Origin of the sequence: Oceanispirochaeta sp. M1, assembly GCF_003346715.1 — a bacterium.
In the GTDB taxonomy this organism is placed as follows: domain Bacteria; phylum Spirochaetota; class Spirochaetia; order DSM-2461; family DSM-2461; genus Oceanispirochaeta.
This window is the reverse complement of record NZ_QQPQ01000064.1, coordinates 1-16968: the sequence shown is the minus strand read 5'-3', so window position 1 is coordinate 16968 and position 16968 is coordinate 1. Positions and strand designations below refer to the sequence as shown.

General features: G+C 39.0%; 14 protein-coding genes and 1 pseudogene. 12 read left to right on the top strand and 3 right to left on the bottom strand.

The window, feature by feature from the left end; genetic code table 11:
• The coding region (locus DV872_RS27030; RefSeq protein WP_230391649.1) for a hypothetical protein at positions 1-198 on the bottom strand (198 nt) is incomplete at its 3' end.
• On the opposite strand from DV872_RS27030, the pseudogene DV872_RS27325 reads away from it, so the two are divergent.
• The 12 genes and pseudogenes from DV872_RS27325 to pyk form a co-directional block, all read left to right on the top strand.
• A pseudogene (locus tag DV872_RS27325) lies at positions 143-340 on the top strand (hypothetical protein); the annotation flags it as partial. The gene DV872_RS27030 and the pseudogene DV872_RS27325 sit on opposite strands and share 56 nt — an antisense overlap.
• A 135-nt stretch (positions 341-475) precedes the next feature.
• Complete coding sequence (locus DV872_RS24220) at positions 476-2557, top strand: PAS domain-containing hybrid sensor histidine kinase/response regulator (RefSeq protein ID WP_230391650.1); 2082 nt, start codon at positions 476-478, stop codon at positions 2555-2557.
• Complete coding sequence (locus tag DV872_RS24215) at positions 2550-3731, top strand: response regulator (protein WP_114632556.1); 1182 nt, start codon at positions 2550-2552, stop codon at positions 3729-3731. The genes DV872_RS24220 and DV872_RS24215 overlap by 8 nt, the downstream gene beginning before the upstream one ends.
• Positions 3732-3902: 171 nt before the next feature.
• Positions 3903-4247, top strand: a complete 345-nt coding sequence (locus DV872_RS24210) for an FHA domain-containing protein (RefSeq protein WP_158547159.1) — start codon at positions 3903-3905, stop codon at positions 4245-4247.
• Between the two features lie 67 nt (positions 4248-4314).
• Entirely contained in the window at positions 4315-5610 is a 1296-nt protein-coding gene (gene hisD / locus DV872_RS24205) for a histidinol dehydrogenase (RefSeq protein ID WP_114632554.1), read from the top strand.
• Positions 5611-5616: 6 nt separating this feature from the next.
• Positions 5617-6927 (top strand): folylpolyglutamate synthase/dihydrofolate synthase family protein, encoded by a 1311-nt coding sequence (locus tag DV872_RS24200; RefSeq protein ID WP_114632553.1) that lies wholly within the window; start codon positions 5617-5619, stop codon positions 6925-6927.
• Entirely contained in the window at positions 6927-8045 is a 1119-nt protein-coding gene (locus DV872_RS24195) for an aminopeptidase (protein ID WP_114632552.1), read from the top strand. Before DV872_RS24200 ends, DV872_RS24195 begins: the two co-directional genes overlap by 1 nt.
• 3 nt (positions 8046-8048) lie before the next feature.
• Positions 8049-8456 carry a hypothetical protein gene (locus DV872_RS24190; protein ID WP_114632551.1) on the top strand — a complete coding sequence of 136 codons (408 nt, stop codon included), beginning with the start codon at positions 8049-8051 and terminating at the stop codon, positions 8454-8456.
• Entirely contained in the window at positions 8453-9415 is a 963-nt protein-coding gene (locus DV872_RS24185) for a hypothetical protein (RefSeq protein WP_114632550.1), read from the top strand. The genes DV872_RS24190 and DV872_RS24185 overlap by 4 nt, the downstream gene beginning before the upstream one ends.
• A gap of 35 nt (positions 9416-9450) precedes the next feature.
• Positions 9451-10674, top strand: coding sequence for an LL-diaminopimelate aminotransferase (locus DV872_RS24180; protein WP_114632549.1), 1224 nt, complete (start codon positions 9451-9453; stop codon positions 10672-10674).
• Between the two features lie 122 nt (positions 10675-10796).
• A complete protein-coding gene (locus DV872_RS24175; protein WP_114632548.1) occupies positions 10797-11729 on the top strand; it encodes a GGDEF domain-containing protein in 933 nt (310 codons plus the stop codon).
• A gap of 41 nt (positions 11730-11770) precedes the next feature.
• Positions 11771-13201: a pyruvate kinase gene (pyk, locus tag DV872_RS24170; protein WP_114632547.1), complete on the top strand. Its 1431-nt coding sequence runs from the start codon at positions 11771-11773 to the stop codon at positions 13199-13201.
• Here the strand turns inward: pyk and DV872_RS24165 are convergent, their stop codons facing one another.
• On the bottom strand, positions 13202-13606 hold the full coding sequence (locus tag DV872_RS24165; RefSeq protein ID WP_114632546.1) for a response regulator: 405 nt from the start codon (positions 13604-13606) through the stop codon (positions 13202-13204).
• Positions 13607-13648: 42 nt separating this feature from the next.
• Positions 13649-14872 carry an MFS transporter gene (locus DV872_RS24160; protein ID WP_114632545.1) on the bottom strand — a complete coding sequence of 408 codons (1224 nt, stop codon included), beginning with the start codon at positions 14870-14872 and terminating at the stop codon, positions 13649-13651.
• Positions 14873-16968: the final 2096 nt, after the last annotated feature.

The following is a 16968-nucleotide window of genomic DNA, read 5'->3' as shown; positions in this document are numbered from 1 at the left end:
AATTGACTCTATGATTTTCCATTGGTCGTCAGTTGGTAATGCAGTGTGTTCACATTCTGCAGAGCTGACTGTCGAGTGGTGGAAACCAAGCTTGTCAGGTGGTGGAAGTGCTGGCGGGCGGGTAACATTATGGAATCCTGAAATGAAAAACATGTTCCTGAAATCAGAGAGTGATGTATTAGATGAACCTTTATCCACCGTGTTTGATGTAGAAACGATAAAGAGGCACAGCAGAGCAGTCAGTGAAATCCAGAAAACAGGACTCTATTATGATTTTCCGGCAGAGTATATTCAAATAGGCTCAGAGATGCGCTGCTTTCATACAATTCTTGCTGCAATTGAAAATGATACAAATGAAATTCCAAGAAGTTTTCTTGGAATAATGACAGATGTTACTGAGAAGATTAAAAGTGATCTCAAGCTGAAACGATACCAGAAGGAACTTCAGATTGCACTTAAATCAACTTCTGAAGAATTGAATGATACTACAGCAATGTTTATGTCCATTATGGAGAGTTCCTATGGTATAGACATCTTTTCATTGAATAATGATCGTGAGTATCTTGTATTCAATGCTCACCACAAGCTGATGATTCAAAAAAATTATGGCATCGAAATCGAGACCGGTCAATCATTTATCCCCATATTGCAGTGGATGCAAAATAAAAGTTTCAATCGTTTAATCAATGATGCTCTCAATGGAAAAAACTCCGTTACAGACATCCAGATTAAGAAGCCCGATGATTCTATAATTTACATGGATGCTATCTTTTCACCTCTTATATCGAATGAAACAGTAATTGGCATCACTGTTGTTGCTTTAGAGACAACGAACATAAGAGAGCTGGAACAGAAAGCTTCTACTTTTATGAAGATTGCTGAAAGTGCTGATTATGGAGTATTACTGACGGACAACCATTACAACATTCAATTTATCAATCAGTTTATGCTGAATACCCTTAAAATAGGAGATGAAAATCCTTTAGGTAGAAATTTTAAAGATTATATAGCAGATGATCAGTTTGAAAGAATCAACTTATTTACACAATCCAGCTTGAATAAGATGAAAACCAGCCAGGTTGAAGTTGATTTTAATTCATCCTCAAATACAAAGACTTCCTTGTTAATGACAATAAGCGGTTACGAAGACATGAATGGTAATTATGGTGGAATATCCTTTACCTGTCTGGATATTACTCCAATGAAAGAAGCAAGGATTGCCCTGGAGGAAGCCAGGAATAAAGCAGAAAGGGCATCTCTGATGAAAAGTTCATTTGTTGCTAATATGAGCCACGAAATAAGAACTCCCCTAAATGCGATTCTTGGATTTAGTAAACTGCTGGAAGACAAAGTATCTAACCCGGAATATGTGAATTACTTAAAAAATATCTTGTCCAGTGGTGAAATATTAAGAGATCTGATAAATGATATATTGGATTTTTCCAAAATCGAAGCCGGTAAAATGGATATGAATCCAGAACAATGCAATATTTTTGACTTATTTCAAGAATTGTTTTCCTTGTTTAATTTGAAAGCTGGTGAGAAAAAACTTGAATTTGAAATCATGTCTAAAGGAAATCTAAGTGAGTTTATTTTGGTAGATTCACTGAGGCTTAGACAGGTCCTCATAAATCTTCTGAGTAATGCATTGAAATTCACTCACTGGGGTTTTATCCATGTCAGTGTAGAGCTGAGCAATGAGCAGTTGATCGTTGAATTTCGGGACTCGGGAATAGGTATATCAGTTAAGAGTCTTGATGATATTTTCAACCCCTTTGAACAACAGGAAAAGCAGGATGCCAGAGAGTTTGAAGGAACAGGTCTTGGCCTCAGTATCATTAGAAAACTATTGGAATTAATGGGAGGAACAATTGAAGCAACTAGTGAAGTCTGGAAGGGAAGTACTTTTACACTACGTTTGCCAACGGAATATGATAAGAATACCCAAAATAAGTCATTTCATTATCGAAAAGATCCTGAAACTCAGGCTGAACCAATTATCTGCTGCACAGAAGAGTTCTTTTTAAGTGATGAATTAAAAAAATCAGGACACAAATATAATATAGATTTTTTACCTCTTAATAAAAATGATCTGAAACAAAGCAGACTTTCCCGGAATACTGTACTGTTATTTTCTCATGAAACTGTAACTATTGAATTTGATGGGCTTATTCCCATTTCCCTCATGAATAACACTGAACTGAAAAAGTGTAACAAAAAACCTGATTTTTATTTTATCAGAGATGACATAGAATCGGATAAGGCTGCCGCTATGGTCCATTCGATTTATCAATTAGAGAAAAATAGAAGCAAAGGCCTTCAAATTAGATTTGATAGACTTGATATGGAGGACAGAAAAATTTTACAGAAGGCAGTAAATAGTCAGAATTTTAATGATATAGAAGATGCTTTACCCTTTTTGAGAAAAGGTGGGAAAGAAAGTGTGCAGCTGGCTGATCAATTGAAAGAATGTATCGATTTTTTTGACATTCCTTTATTGAAAAAATTGCTAAAGCAAATTGATATAACACTATCCAAAGGAAATAAGAATGACTAAGAAAAAAATTCTAATTGTGGATGATACCTTAGCTAATTTACAGCTACTCGGTTCAATTTTGAAAGATCTGTATTCCCTAAGTTTTTGTTCTCATGGAAAAGAAGCCTTAGATCTTCTTGAGAAAGATCAACCTGATCTTATACTTCTGGATATCATGATGCCCGATATGGATGGATTTGAATTATGCACAATTATTAGAACGAGTGAAAGAACATCACAGATTCCAATAGTATTTTTATCAGCCAAAAACGATCGCGAAAGTGTAATAAAAGGGATGAGTTTGGGTGCTCAGGATTATATTGTGAAACCATTTCTTCCTGAAGAGGTACTTTATAGAATCAAACTTCAGTTTCCAAAAAAGAATGTTCCCAGGCTCAGTGAAAATGCTCGCAGCATAAACAACACCAGTAAAGTTTTTCTATATAACAGGATGAGAAATATGCAAACCTGTCTTGAAAGTAAAGATGAGAAATATGCAGATACTCTTTCCTCCATTGAAGAAGATCTTGATCCTCTGGTTTCACTAATTCCGGATTTGTTAATTTATACAAAAGAACTTGAAGAATTTATTCTTCAAATAAATCTTAAAAAACCAGATCAAATAAAAGAACTTGAAGAGATCCAGAAAAGAAGAGTTAATCCGGAGTTAACATCAGGGATTCACACTCTTCATGAAAATCTTCAAGATTGCCAATTCAGAATCATTGATGTCATTAATGAGTTAAATCCTGGAAAATCCCTCAAGATTAAAAGTGAAATACCCAGCCTTAAAAAATTATTAATTGAATTGATAGAAAGAATTGACAATAAAGTTGAGTTGAAATGGAAACTCGAAAATGATTTAATGCTCCCCTTTGAGAAGGTCCATTTGATTCAGATACTTCTCTCCCTATTTGATAACTCCTATGATGCAATGAAGGAAGAAAACTCGTCTTGTTCCCTGGAAGTTGAAATTAAAAACTGGAAGCTTATTTTCACGGTGGAAGATAACGGGCCGGGTATACCGGAAGATGCATTTGAGACTATATTTGAACTAGGTTTTAGTTCAAAAACTGAAAGGATAGGATATGGATTGCATGCCGTAGAATTGATAGTAGAAAACCATTTTTACGGAAAGATTATGATACCATATCCAGATAAAGGGATTATTCAAATAGAAATCCCTCTCAGTTGAATTTCATTGCTTGTCTGATTGGGGTGAAACAGCACCAGAGGGTTGATCCCCGGAGCAATGACGATGGCAAAAAAGAGTTGATTTTCTGGAATGGATATGAGAGCCTTTGCGGAGGTAGAAAAATGAAAGCACCTGGGTTTCATTATGATATCAAAGACAGGAGAATCTCCAATGAAAGATGAAACTATCATTCAGGACAGCCCTGTTGGCAGACGTCTGAAAAATGTAGGTAAGAAAAACATCCGCTGTCTCCTGTTCAATGGCAAAGAGATAAAAGTTACAAGCCGTATGACCATAGGCAGAGATAAAAAAAACAGCTTTGTCATAGAAGACGGTATGGTCAGCCGCTTTCACATAGAGATACAGCAAGTCCGCGGAAGTTATTTCATTCAGGACAGGAACAGCAGCAACGGTACCTGGATCAATGGAAAGAAGATAACTGCGGGTAAATATATCAAACTTAAACAGGGAGATACCCTCAGGATCGGCGGCAGAATAGAAATGACAATGATCTGATTCTTTACAAGCTTTTCTCTAAGGTATATTTTATCTCATAGTGCATAATCCCATCAAAGGAAGTTCAATGAAAATTAATCGTTATGTATGGAAGACAATGAGTCCTCTGGACAGAGAAAAACTTTATTCCCGTTCCGAGATTAATATAAAGGATGTTTCCGAATCTGTTGAAAAGATCATCAGGGATGTCCGTGAAAAAGGCGATGCCGCACTCCTGGATTACAACCATAGGTTCGACGGGACTCCTGTCAACATGAATCTGAGAGTCAGTAAAGAAGAATTTGACAGGGCAGCAACCCTGATTTCCGATGACGTAAAGGATGCACTTGAATACTCCATCGACAATGTGAGGCGTTTTCATCTGACACAGAAACCTGAAGCTATGTCCATGATTGAAATACAGCCGGGACTTCTTGCAGGAGAAAAGGCTATTCCTCTCGATTCTGCCGGTCTTTATGTACCCCGAGGACGGGGGAATTTTCCCTCAATGCTTTATATGCTTGCAGTTCCCGCGGTGGTTGCAGGTGTAAAAAGAGTTTGTGTAGTCACCCCTCCGGATAAGGAGGGGAATGTTGATCCGGCATGTCTTTATGCCGCCCGCCTCTGCGGTGTTGAAGAAGTTTATAAGGTCGGCGGAGCTCAGGCTATAGCAGCTCTGGCTTATGGTACTGAAAGCATTGCCAGGGTACATAAACTCAGCGGTCCGGGCAGCATGTATGTAGCCGCCGCAAAAAGACTGCTCTTCGGTCAGGTAGATGTGGGACTCCCCGCAGGCCCTTCCGAGTCCATTGTTATAGCAGACGGTTCTGCTGATCCCCGTAAAGTTGCTCTGGATTTGATGATTGAGGCAGAACATGGTTCCGATTCGGCTGCCCTTCTTATAACCGACAGTAAAGTCTGTGCCGATGCCTGTGAAAAAGAGATCAGATCCCTTACAAAGGCCCTGCCTGAACCTCGCAAAACCTTTGTTGAAGATGTCATGAAGGGCTATGGTGGTATTATTCTAACTGATTCGGTAGAAGATTCTGCAGAAGTTGCCAACCTCTTTGCAACAGAACATCTTCAAATTCAGACAGCCGAACCTTTTCAGATACTCAATATGATCCGTCATGCAGGTGAAATTCTACTTGGAGACAATACACCCTTCTCTATCGCTAATTATGCGGTGGGTCCTAATGCAGTACTTCCCACTGGCGGAAATGCGCGGACATGGTCTGCCGTATCGGTAAGAGATTTTATCAAATATTCATCAGTTATTTACTCAGATGAAACAGCATTAAAGGAGATCTCTTCACGAGTTGAATGTCTCGCTGATTATGAAGGATTTACCACACACGGGGATGCCCTGAGGAAGCGGAGATAATTCTGCATGTTACAAAAATTCGTTGATATCGATGAAGCCTTTGCCTGGATAGAGTCTTTCACTAATTTAGAGAAAGATGCTAAAGAGAGAAAAAGTCATTATCGACCGGAGAGAATGGCTGAGGTCCTGGAACATTTCGGGAACCCCCATCTGGCCTGTCGTGTTATTCATACTGCCGGGTCCAAGGGCAAGGGTTCGACATCCGTACTCCTGGCATCCGGGCTGAGTCAGAATGGATGGAAAACAGGACTCTATACTTCTCCCCATGTGCTTCATTACAGAGAGAGGATTCAGATAGATTCCTCACCCCTTGAGGATCAGAAGTATATTGACTGCATCAGTTTCATTAAAGAGAAGCTGGATATCCGGCTTCCCGGCGGAACCGAACCCACGACCTTCGAACTTCTCACTCTGCTGGCCTTTCAGCTTTTTAAAGAAGAGAACTGTGATTTTTGTGTTATAGAAACCGGTCTGGGAGGGCGCCTGGATGCCACTAATGCGGTAAAACCTGAAGCTTCGGTGCTTACACCCATTGAGCTTGAACACACTCAGTGGCTGGGTGATACTCTTGAAGCTATTGCCGGCGAAAAAGCGGGTATCATAAAGCCGGATACTCCGGTTTTTTCAGCCCCTCAGAAAGCAGAGGTTGAATCTGTATTCCGACAGAAGGCCTCGGAACAGAATGCCCCCTTCCAGATTCTGAATGAACAGATTAAAAATATAGAAAGCACAGTAAGCTCTGAAGGAACTTCCTATGCAATTGAATATAAAGATGGAAGAAATGTAGTGGGAAAGCTCAAACTCCCGGGTCATATACAGGCCTGGAATGCAGCATTGGCCCTCAACGTATTAACTACACTTTATCCTGAGGTTGATGAGCCGATATGGCTTGAAGGTTTTGCAAAAGCCAGTCTGCCTGGAAGGATGGAGATTCTCTCAAAGGATCCTCTTATTGTTCTTGATGGTTCCCATACTCCCTGCTCTGTAACCCTGGCACTTGAGAGCTTTCGTTCAATTTCAAATGAAACTGCTGATAAAATACTGCTCTTTGCCTGTCAGGATGATAAAGATGCCGAAACAATGGCCGGTATTCTCAGCAGTGCATTTTCAAAGATTGTGATTACCACTCCGGGATTTTTCAAAAAAAGCAGTCCTGAGCGTGTCTATAAGGCCTTTTCCTCTATCAGGAAGGGCTGTATTCTGGAAGAAGATCCAGGAGAAGCATTAAAATCAGTATTGTCAGAAGAGATGGATGTCCTGATTATGGGCTCCTTTATACTGGCCGGTGCAGTAAAAAAATTATATGGAGTTCAATGATGACAGATCCCCGACTTGAAAAACTGGCAGACTCTCTGGTCAACTATGCCACTGAGCTTAAAAAGGGTGAAAAAGTCCTTATAAATATGAATGGAGATCAGTCGGAACAACTGGTATCTGCTGTAATAAAAAAAGTTTATGAAGCAGGGGCTATTCCCTTTCTGAATCATACCAATCCCCGTTTGCTCCGGGGGCTCTTATTAAATGCCACAGAAGAACAGATGGATATTATGGCCGAGTCCGATCGCCTTCTGATGAGTCATATGGATGCCTTTATAGGAATAGGCAGCACCAGGAACCCTTCCGAAACCAGTGATGTTCCCGGTGACAGAATGAAGATTTATATGGAGAAATATGTCACTCCTGTCCATATGGAAGAGCGGGTGAAGAATACACGCTGGGTAGTTCTCCGCTACCCTACAAACTCAATGGCACAGTCCTCAGGCCGAAGCCTTGAAGGTTTCGAAGACTTTTATTTCCAGGTCTGCAACCTGGATTATGCCAAAATGTCCAAAGCCATGGATAAACTTGTGAAATTGATGGAAGGTACTGATAAGGTCAGGATAACCGGACCAGGTACTGATCTCAGCTTCTCTATAAAGGGTATGAGCGCCATCAAATGTGATGGCAAGGTGAATATTCCCGACGGTGAAGTGTATACAGCGCCTATAAAAGATTCTATTCAGGGAACACTCAGCTACAACTGCCCGGCAGTCTATATGGGATCAACCTACGAGAATATAGTATTCCGCTTTGAAAATGGTAAAATTGTTGAGGCAAAAGCCAATGATACAGAGAAGATTAACAAGGTTCTTGATACCGATGATGGTGCCCGATTTATCGGTGAGTTTGCCATCGGTGTGAATCCTTATATCCTCAACCCCATGAAAAACACTCTTTTTGATGAAAAGATAATGGGAAGTTTCCATTTTACACCAGGGAATGCATATGATAATGCTGATAACGGTAATAAATCCTCTGTCCACTGGGATCTGGTATGTATCCAGACCGAGGAATACGGCGGAGGTCAGATCTATTTTGATGATGTTCTGATAAGGGAAAATGGTCTTTTCATTCACCCGGAACTTCTTGATCTCAACCCGGAGAATTTAAAATAAGAGATGAGTAAAGCCCTAGTGATCAGAAAACACAGTGCCGCCAGGCTGTTTAACTTCCTCTTTCTTCTCCCCTTTATCCTGGCCTACAGAGTACTTCTTGTTCGCTATGACCTTGGAGAGACTCTCTTGTTCACTGCAGGTACTTTACTTGTTCTGATTATAATCATAATAAGTAACCGCCTGGCGTACATCAGTGTATTAGAGAATAAAATGACACTGAACCTCCATTATTATCAAAGCGCAGAGATTCATGATCTAAACAGAATAACTCTGGTGGAACCACTGGGCAGACACAGCTGCAGGATACATTCCAGAGATTTTAAACCTGTACGCTTAAGTATGAATCCCCATGATCTTAAAAAATTACTTAAATTATTCTCTGAAAAGGAAATCAAAATAAAAAAGATATGAAAAAACTATTACTCCTGATCCTGCCGGTTTTGATGATCTCCTGTTCAGGAAAATCAATAGAAGAACTGGATGAGACTGTTAGACATCAATACAGCGATGAAAGCTCTCGAATAAGCATAGCCGATCTGATAGATAATAACATTGAAGCGGAAAGAAAAATTCGAATATCTGGAAATCAGAAATCTACGGAAGCCCTTGAGCTGATGAAATTTATGATGCCCCTCCTCCATGACAGAAATAAATTAAATATATCGTTCTGGTTTCTAGATGGATGCAATGATTCAGAAATTGCAGCATTTTTAAAGAAAGAAGAAGGTGCTCCATCAGCAGAGGATCTTCTTTTTAATACTGATCCCAGAATCACCGGATATCTGGAATATAGAGATTTCCTTCTGGGTATCCAGGATTTCTATCAGAGCCTGAAAGATCCTGAAAATATGACAGTTGGCAATGAAGCTGATTCTTTTGTCCGTTTCACTCTTTTTGATCCTCAGGAAAAAATAGATGACAGAAGTCATTATCTGGTACATTCACCGATTTTAATAGATAACAGAAAATGGGAGCTCCCCTTCCGTGGGCTGCTCTATTTCATGATGATTCATGATTGGCCCCTTGAACACTATTCAGCAATAAATATAAAGGGTTCTTTTCTGGAAGAGTTGTATCTGACCAAGAATGACAAATCAGAAGAACGGACAGCCGGTTCATACCTGGATGCTGTTATTTTGATGGGTTATCCAGAAAACAATAAACCCTTCAGTTCTATAGTCTCATTTATCAATGAAGAGAATATCGCTGATGCTGTAAAATTTTATCCCAGGCAGCTGATCAGAGAGAAAACAAAACCTGCTGCCTATCTGGTGAACAATAAGGTTGATAGAAAGCACAGAAAACTGAGCAGATCCCTGGAAAAACAATATATTAAGATTCTTGGAATGGAACCATATACTGAGGAATAGATCATTTCTGACATATTCAATATAATAATCTTACTATGATACAGATCAACGAAAATTATTCAAAATTACAGGCATCTTATCTTTTTGTAGAGATTGCCAGAAGAGTTGCGGAATTCCAGAGCAAAAATCCTGGAAAAGAACTGATAAAGATGGGCATAGGTGATGTAACCAAACCCCTTCCTGAAGCTTGTTTGAAAGCTTTTCATGAGGGAGTGGATGAACTTGCCTCTGAAGAGAGCTTTAAGGGTTACGGCCCCGAGAAAGGTTACCCCTTTCTGCGTGAAGCCATTGCTGTAAATGATTTTCAGAGCCGTGGTGTATCCATAACTGCAAACGATATTTTTGTCAGCGATGGAGCCAAATGCGATACAGGTAATTTCCAGGAACTATTTTCACTGGATGCAAGGATTGCAGTTCCAGACCCTGTATATCCTGTTTATGTTGATACAAATGTTATGGCAGGACGTTCAGGAGAGGCCGTAGATGGTCGCTATGAAGGTTTCAGCTATCTTGAAGGTAATGAAGAAAATGGTTTTGTTCCTTCTCCTGAAGGTCTGAAAGCTGATCTTATTTATCTGTGCTACCCCAATAACCCCACCGGTGCTGTTGCCAGCAAGGCTCAGCTGCAGGAATGGGTTGATTATGCCATAGCCAATAAAGCACTGATTCTCTTTGATGCAGCCTATGAAGCATTTATCAGAGATGCAGATGTAATACACAGCATCTATGAAATTCCCGGTGCCGAAAAAGTTGCCGTTGAATTCAGAAGCTTCTCCAAAACAGCGGGTTTTACAGGAACAAGATGTGCCTATACCGTTATTCCCACAGAATGTCAGGCTTATGATTCTAAAGGGAATGCACATAATCTGCAGAATTTATGGAACAGAAGACATTCAACCAAATTCAACGGTGTTTCCTACCCCGTTCAGAAGGCCGCTGCAGCAGTCTACTCGGATGAAGGGAAACAGCAGGTAAAAGCCCTGAGTGATTACTACCTGAATAACGCATCTATCATTCTTGAAAAGATGAAGGAAGCAGGTTTCAGCTGTACAGGTGGAGTGAACTCCCCCTATATCTGGGTCAACACCGGTAGAGACAGCTGGGAAACATTCGACATGATCCTTAACAAGGCTGGAGTTGTACTGACTCCCGGTAGCGGTTTTGGAAATTGCGGTGAAGGTTTTATCCGGATCAGTGCATTCAACAGTCTTGAAAATGTAGAGAAAGCAATGGACAGAATAGTAGAAGCACTTAAATAATATTTATGTGAATTATTATCAGAGCAGCCTGAGGGCTGCTCTTTTTTTATCCTTTTTTATCAATTCAGATTACTGATATACCGAAAATGAAATTAGTAGAAAAATAGAAGGTAATAATATTAATGACAGAGATGAAAGACGGTCCCAATCATGTTACTCTTATAAGCATCTGCATTCTTGTTATCGCAATTAACCTATACAGCTATTTAAACAATAGTATCACTCTTTTTTTTCTGATTATTCAATTATTTTCGGTCTCCTGGATATCAATTTTCATGTCTTCTCATCGCCTGAATATTGCTGGCAGCCTTCCTATGATAATTATCTCCCCTCTAATGGTTCTTCAGTTGAATACTGTTAATTCACTAGTAATATTTCATATTATTCAGGCTCTATTTGCCATTCACTTCCTATTTAAATGCAATATTAAGTTCAGGGATAGAATTATTATGTATGCCCTGTTCCTGGGATCATATATTCTTTCATGTTATCTGCATAAAGGATTTTCTATTCTTGAAATGGCAGCTTACGGCGGAGTCCTTTTACATCTTCTGATCATATCACTGGGTGTTGCAACACATCAGAAAGATGAGATTGAAAAAGAAGCAGATGAACTCAGATCAAAATTGCTTGGCATAAAAGATGAATATAAAGATAAAGAACAGGATCCGCTGATGGGTATATTCAGCAAAAGCGGAGGAATGAAAGTTCTAAAGCAGACAATGAAGTGGTCACAGCGTTATGAGATTCCTCTGACAGTATGCTATATGGAGCTGAATAACAGCCACGAAGATTATATTTACTCTATGACCAGAAGAATCGTCAATAGAGTCAGAGAATCGGATACACTCTTCCGCCTTGGAAAATCAGAAATTCTTCTGATTCTACCGGACTGTCAGAAAAATGATGCGGCTTCCGTCATGAAAAGTATTCAGGAGATTCTCCGGAATGACAGAGAAATGGAAGCTGTTCAGTTCGGTCTTGCAGACTTCAAAGGTGAGCTTAAAACATCTCCCAATGAACTTATAATCAACGCTAATATGGCTATTGCATAATTTTCCTTTTTTTTTCCTCTGCTGTGAGTAATAATTAATGCATGGCTATTAAAAGTGATTTTTCAAGAACAAAGATAATCGGGACCATAGGACCTGCCTGTGAAGATCCTATGGTACTTCAGCAAATGATGGAAGCTGGACTCAATGTTGCAAGAGTGAACTGCTCACATGGTGAACCTGCTGAGCTGATGCGGCTGATCAACTATATCAATGAAACCTCCTCCAGACTTGATTGCCCCCTGCCCATTCTTGCTGACCTGAGTGGTCCTAAAATCAGGCTTGGTGTACTCCCTAATGATATCCCGGTAAAAAAAGGTGATAAAGTTATTCTCTGCAGTAATCCTGATAACAAGGATCCTGGAAAATTCACAGCCGGTTATCCTGGTCTTGCTGATGATATATCTGTGGGTCATAAAATACTGATAGACGACGGGCTGATTCAGCTTCAGGTAAGCAAAGTAAATGCTCCCGATATTGAATGTGAAGTTATGAATGACGGTATCCTGAAATCAAGAAAAGGTATAAACCTCCCGGGTGTTCCAATCAGTCTTTCCGCATTGACAGAAAAAGACAGAAGGGATGTAGCTTTCCTGGCGAAGGCAGAAATAGATTACATAGCTCTCTCCTTTGTTCGAAGAGGAGAAGATATCAGAGAACTGCGGGCTCTATTGAAAGAACAGGGCTGTAATCTTCCCATCATAGCCAAGGTGGAAAAACCTGAGGCAGTGGACGATCTTGAGTCCATCATAGAGGAAGCGGATATTATCATGGTGGCCAGAGGCGACCTTGGTGTTGAAATCCCAACAGAAGATGTCCCTATTGTACAGAAAAAAATTATTGCCATGTGTAACAGTGAAAATAAACCTGTCATCACAGCAACACAGATGCTGGACTCAATGATCACGAATCCCCGTCCCACCAGAGCCGAAGCCTCAGATGTGGCCAATGCGGTCTTTGACGGCACAGATGCAGTTATGCTCAGCGGAGAGACATCGGTTGGACAGTATCCAGTTGAGGTTGTCAGAACGATGAAAAAGATTGTAAAAACTGCAGAACAGAATATGACTGAAGAGCGGCTTGTGACAATGAGGCGCCGTGAAAAACTTAAAACTCATGAAGCGCTGATCTGTCATGCCGCCTGTATGATGGCAGAACAGTCGGATGCCCGGTTTATGGTAGCCATAACCCAGTCCGGACGCACAGCAAGACTCCTCAGTCAGTATAGATCCTCAGTTCCCATCCTGGCATTTACTCAGAATGAAAAGACTATCAGATACTTAAGTATTGTATGGGGTGTAAAAGCTGAAAGAATCATGCATGTGACAGATACTGATAGTACTTTGAAGGAAGCCCTGCATCTTGCAAAGGAGAGAGGATTTGTAGAAGCCGGCGACACAGTAATCTATGCTACCGGAATTCCTCTGCTTGAAAGTAAAACAACAAATATGATCAAGATTGAGAAAATCGAATAATCATTTATAGAGATTAAGGAGCTTAACACCCGCATCTTTTGATACGGTGAGCACCTTATCCAGAGTAATGGGCTTAATCAGATAACCGTCACACTCAAACTGATAGGCATTTTTTACCTGACTCTGATCATCCAGCCCTGAGACCATGATTACCTTGGCAGTCTCTGTGATGCCCCGGCCTACCTCAAATTCTCTAATATACTTGAGCACTTCAAGACCGTTCTGCCCGGGTATAACGATATCAAGATAGATAACCTCATAGGGTGTGTTCTCGGTCCAGGCCAGCTGAAATGCGGTTCTAGCTTCATCTCCGCTGATGGCCACATCGCACTCACAATATGGTCTAAGATATTTAAGCATCAGCTTTCTGCTGATAAAATCATCATCTACTATTAATGCACGCACCGGATGTACCTCTTTAATTCATTATAAGAAAATATATGATACTCAGCAAGAACCTTTATGCAAGTTCTTTCCTGCCTTTTTTCTAGTCTCAAATGCTTTATACAGAAAATACATAAGGGTGCCCGTTCCGGCAACAGCATAGAAGGAGATATCCAGAGAGTACATATCTCCCAGCCATCCCACCACAGGGAAAATCAGTATCATCAGCAGGCTGAAAACCATTGACTGATAACTGAGTATTGTTGCTCTGAACTCTCCTGGTATCAGTTTGTTGATATAATCACTCACAGTCACCATCAGTATTCCTTCAAAGGCTCCAGTGAGAACAAAGAACAGTGCCTTGTATTCAGACAGTGCAACACCCCATAAAGAAACAAGCAGCATAAGGGGCACTATAAAGAGCAGTTTCTCCTCACCGAATCTTTTATCCATCTTTGGAGCAAGAACGGCTGAGAGGCCCGCCAGAAGGCACTGACAGGCAAAAACAATACCCATATACCATTCTGTATAACCGTCAAACTTCCACCAGGTCTGAAGATAAAAGTACTGTGTGGTTGTAAAGACAAAAATGCTCTCTGTGAAAATTATGAGATAGGCTATCCTCGGCTCCTTTCTGATAACAAGAAGGCTGTCCCGGGTCTGCTGCCCTAAAGAGACAAATATTCTACGCAGGAGAGACCCTGTAACAGCCTCCCGGCTCCTTACAACAGGGGGTTCCACCATAAGCATTGCATTGAGAAGAGATAAACCGGAAATTATCAGAACCAGAATGAAAACAAGATCATAATTCCTTGTTGCGATATAACCACCCGATAAAAAAGCGATAATTGCAGCCAGCTGATAGATCAGCTCTTTCTTTCCCCGGATACCCATAAAATCGTCTTCTCTTTTCAGATGGACCAGAGAATCATATACCAGAGCTTCTCCGGCTCCTGACTCCAGGTTATATCCTATAGCAGTCAGCATAAAACCAATGGCCTGGAAAAAAAATGTATGTGACCACCAGAGAAATAACATACTGAGGATAAAGATAATTCGCCCCATAATCCGGCTGTTCCGCCTCCCCCAGAGGTCTGCAACAGCACCTGTAGGGACTTCCATCAAAAAGGAGGTTCCATGGAAAATGCCTTCCAGCATACCCAGTTCCAATAGTGAAAATCCACGCAGGGAAAGCCAGATCATCCACAGGGCATGCATCAGGTTGAGGCTGTTTAAGAATGTAAAGGAATAATCAAGGCCGATATTCCGGCCGATACGCTGGTTCATAAAAATACTCCGCTTCCATAAATAAAATTCACCCTTTCCTCCGGACAGAAGGCAAAGGTTTAATGTATTTAAAGATTCTGCGGTTTCTTAAGCGATCTCAGCTTCTATGGAACCAGTTTAGAATCAAATCCCGACATTGCAGGTTTTGAAATCATATTATTGCAGAAATAATAATATGTCAAATGCTATGGTGCTGCAGGATTTCCACCTGTTTCATATTTTTATTGGGATAAAACAAACGATTATTTTTGAAAAAATGAAAGTATAAAAAGAAAATAATCTCGTCATTGACCGGAAAATCACTGATTTTGTATGAGAAAAACCATTAATAATAAACCCTGGAAAAACTGATTATCATGAGCAGAATACAGGCAAATAAACTGCATTTGATACAAACCATCATGACTGCTTTCTAATAATAAATACAGCTATAAAAACAAAATATAATTAGTCGATCACTTTTCTTAAAAAGAATCTAGATTGATCTGCAATTATAAATTTCTTATGTACTATAAATATGTTCTATTTGTATTTTTTTTATTTACATAATTATATGTTTCGACTGAAAAACATTGTTGATCTATCTTCAAAAATATAGATTCGGATCTCATCAAGGGCCGTGATTCCTGTTTTATTATTTCTAAAAAACAATGTTCAGTTGTTAAATTCATAATCACTGAATAATAAAAGATAATATATATTGTTTATTTTGAAGTTTAAATGATGTATCACTAATTAAGTAACCAACTTTTCAATAGATACTTCAAAGATACTAATTGAAAAAAATAAACACTTATCTATGGATTATCTGTTTTAATTAAATTTCATTAATGTTCAGTTTTAATTTATATTATACATTCTACAATTCATTGTTTATTAACTGATTAACAGCACAATGTTTGACTTAAAAAAGACCTTTCAGCATCATTGCTGTCAACCATAAACCACCTCCATTCATCAAGTACTATAGCTCTGAATATTTCAAAAGAACACACTTTAGTAGAACATAATATTTTTAAATAAACCCATTTATATACTGGGTAATTTAAAGCGGACTATCTTCTTCAGCTCATAAATATGACAGAATATCCCTTATAAGATCCCACACTGTAATAAGAGAAAGTCTATCAATGTTTGTATCAATATTTGAATCAATTTCTGCTCTCATATATCCTGCCAAAATATACAAAGACTGATTATTGAAATGAGATTTTATTGAATACCATAAAATGGCTACAGGACAAATCAGATTATTTCTAACGCTGTTAAAGTGAAGATCATTAAAACTAAAAGAACGTCAATCTTTAGATGGTTTACGATCAGCCGTTCAAATACAGGTATCTAGAATCATACCAATAAACATCAATTTTTTTTCTTATTAAATTTTCAAATACTTCAGCTTCTCAGCTAGTCTATTCCATTCTAAAAGGGTCAATGGATGGTTTTTATCCCATTTCAGCCCATAAAATCAGTATTTTCTTACTTCCATACCTGTCAAATTTATTTTTTAACACTCATTGACTGCATCAGTTCCGGCATTAAGTTTCTCGATGCCTCTCTCTTATTTTTTTCACTGCTCCTATTCATCCTGATCTTTATAAGTACTCCAATATATTTCAGTCAGGAAGTACCAATTTTCTTAATATTTTCCATTTATTCTAAAAGATCAAGTTTGTACATAGCCACTTATTGGAATAAATAGATGAGTTTAATCATCATCTATCGCAAATTATCCCCCGGCCGAAAGACCAGGAGACCCGTGCAAATGGAATCAATTTTAGGAATACTGATCTATTCCTTAATAGTGATTATTAGACTTTATATTTATACCTAAAAACATAACTCATAAAATCAATAGTACTGAAAATATATAATAAAATCTAATACTTACATATTCATCTATTTTTTGATTAAATAAATATTTATTATAATATTCAATACTTATATTTTTTCTTATATTTATCTCTTTTAAAATATAAATTGAATCAATATAAAATCATTAAAATATGGTTTTCCACCATTGAACACTTCTACGATTAAATCCAGGAAATGTATCTGAAAATTTAATTATTGCGTTCAGATTTAAGTATTTATTG

Coding starts and splice junctions, on each gene's coding strand:
- DV872_RS24215 (WP_114632556.1), top strand. CDS start 2,550: ATGACTAAGAAAAAAATTCTAATTGTGGATGATACCTTAGCTAATTTA.
- DV872_RS24210 (WP_158547159.1), top strand. CDS start 3,903: ATGAAAGATGAAACTATCATTCAGGACAGCCCTGTTGGCAGACGTCTG.
- hisD (WP_114632554.1), top strand. CDS start 4,315: ATGAAAATTAATCGTTATGTATGGAAGACAATGAGTCCTCTGGACAGA.
- DV872_RS24200 (WP_114632553.1), top strand. CDS start 5,617: ATGTTACAAAAATTCGTTGATATCGATGAAGCCTTTGCCTGGATAGAG.
- DV872_RS24195 (WP_114632552.1), top strand. CDS start 6,927: ATGACAGATCCCCGACTTGAAAAACTGGCAGACTCTCTGGTCAACTAT.
- DV872_RS24190 (WP_114632551.1), top strand. CDS start 8,049: ATGAGTAAAGCCCTAGTGATCAGAAAACACAGTGCCGCCAGGCTGTTT.
- DV872_RS24185 (WP_114632550.1), top strand. CDS start 8,453: ATGAAAAAACTATTACTCCTGATCCTGCCGGTTTTGATGATCTCCTGT.
- DV872_RS24180 (WP_114632549.1), top strand. CDS start 9,451: ATGATACAGATCAACGAAAATTATTCAAAATTACAGGCATCTTATCTT.
- DV872_RS24175 (WP_114632548.1), top strand. CDS start 10,797: ATGACAGAGATGAAAGACGGTCCCAATCATGTTACTCTTATAAGCATC.
- pyk (WP_114632547.1), top strand. CDS start 11,771: ATGGCTATTAAAAGTGATTTTTCAAGAACAAAGATAATCGGGACCATA.
- DV872_RS24160 (WP_114632545.1), bottom strand. CDS start 14,872: ATGAACCAGCGTATCGGCCGGAATATCGGCCTTGATTATTCCTTTACA.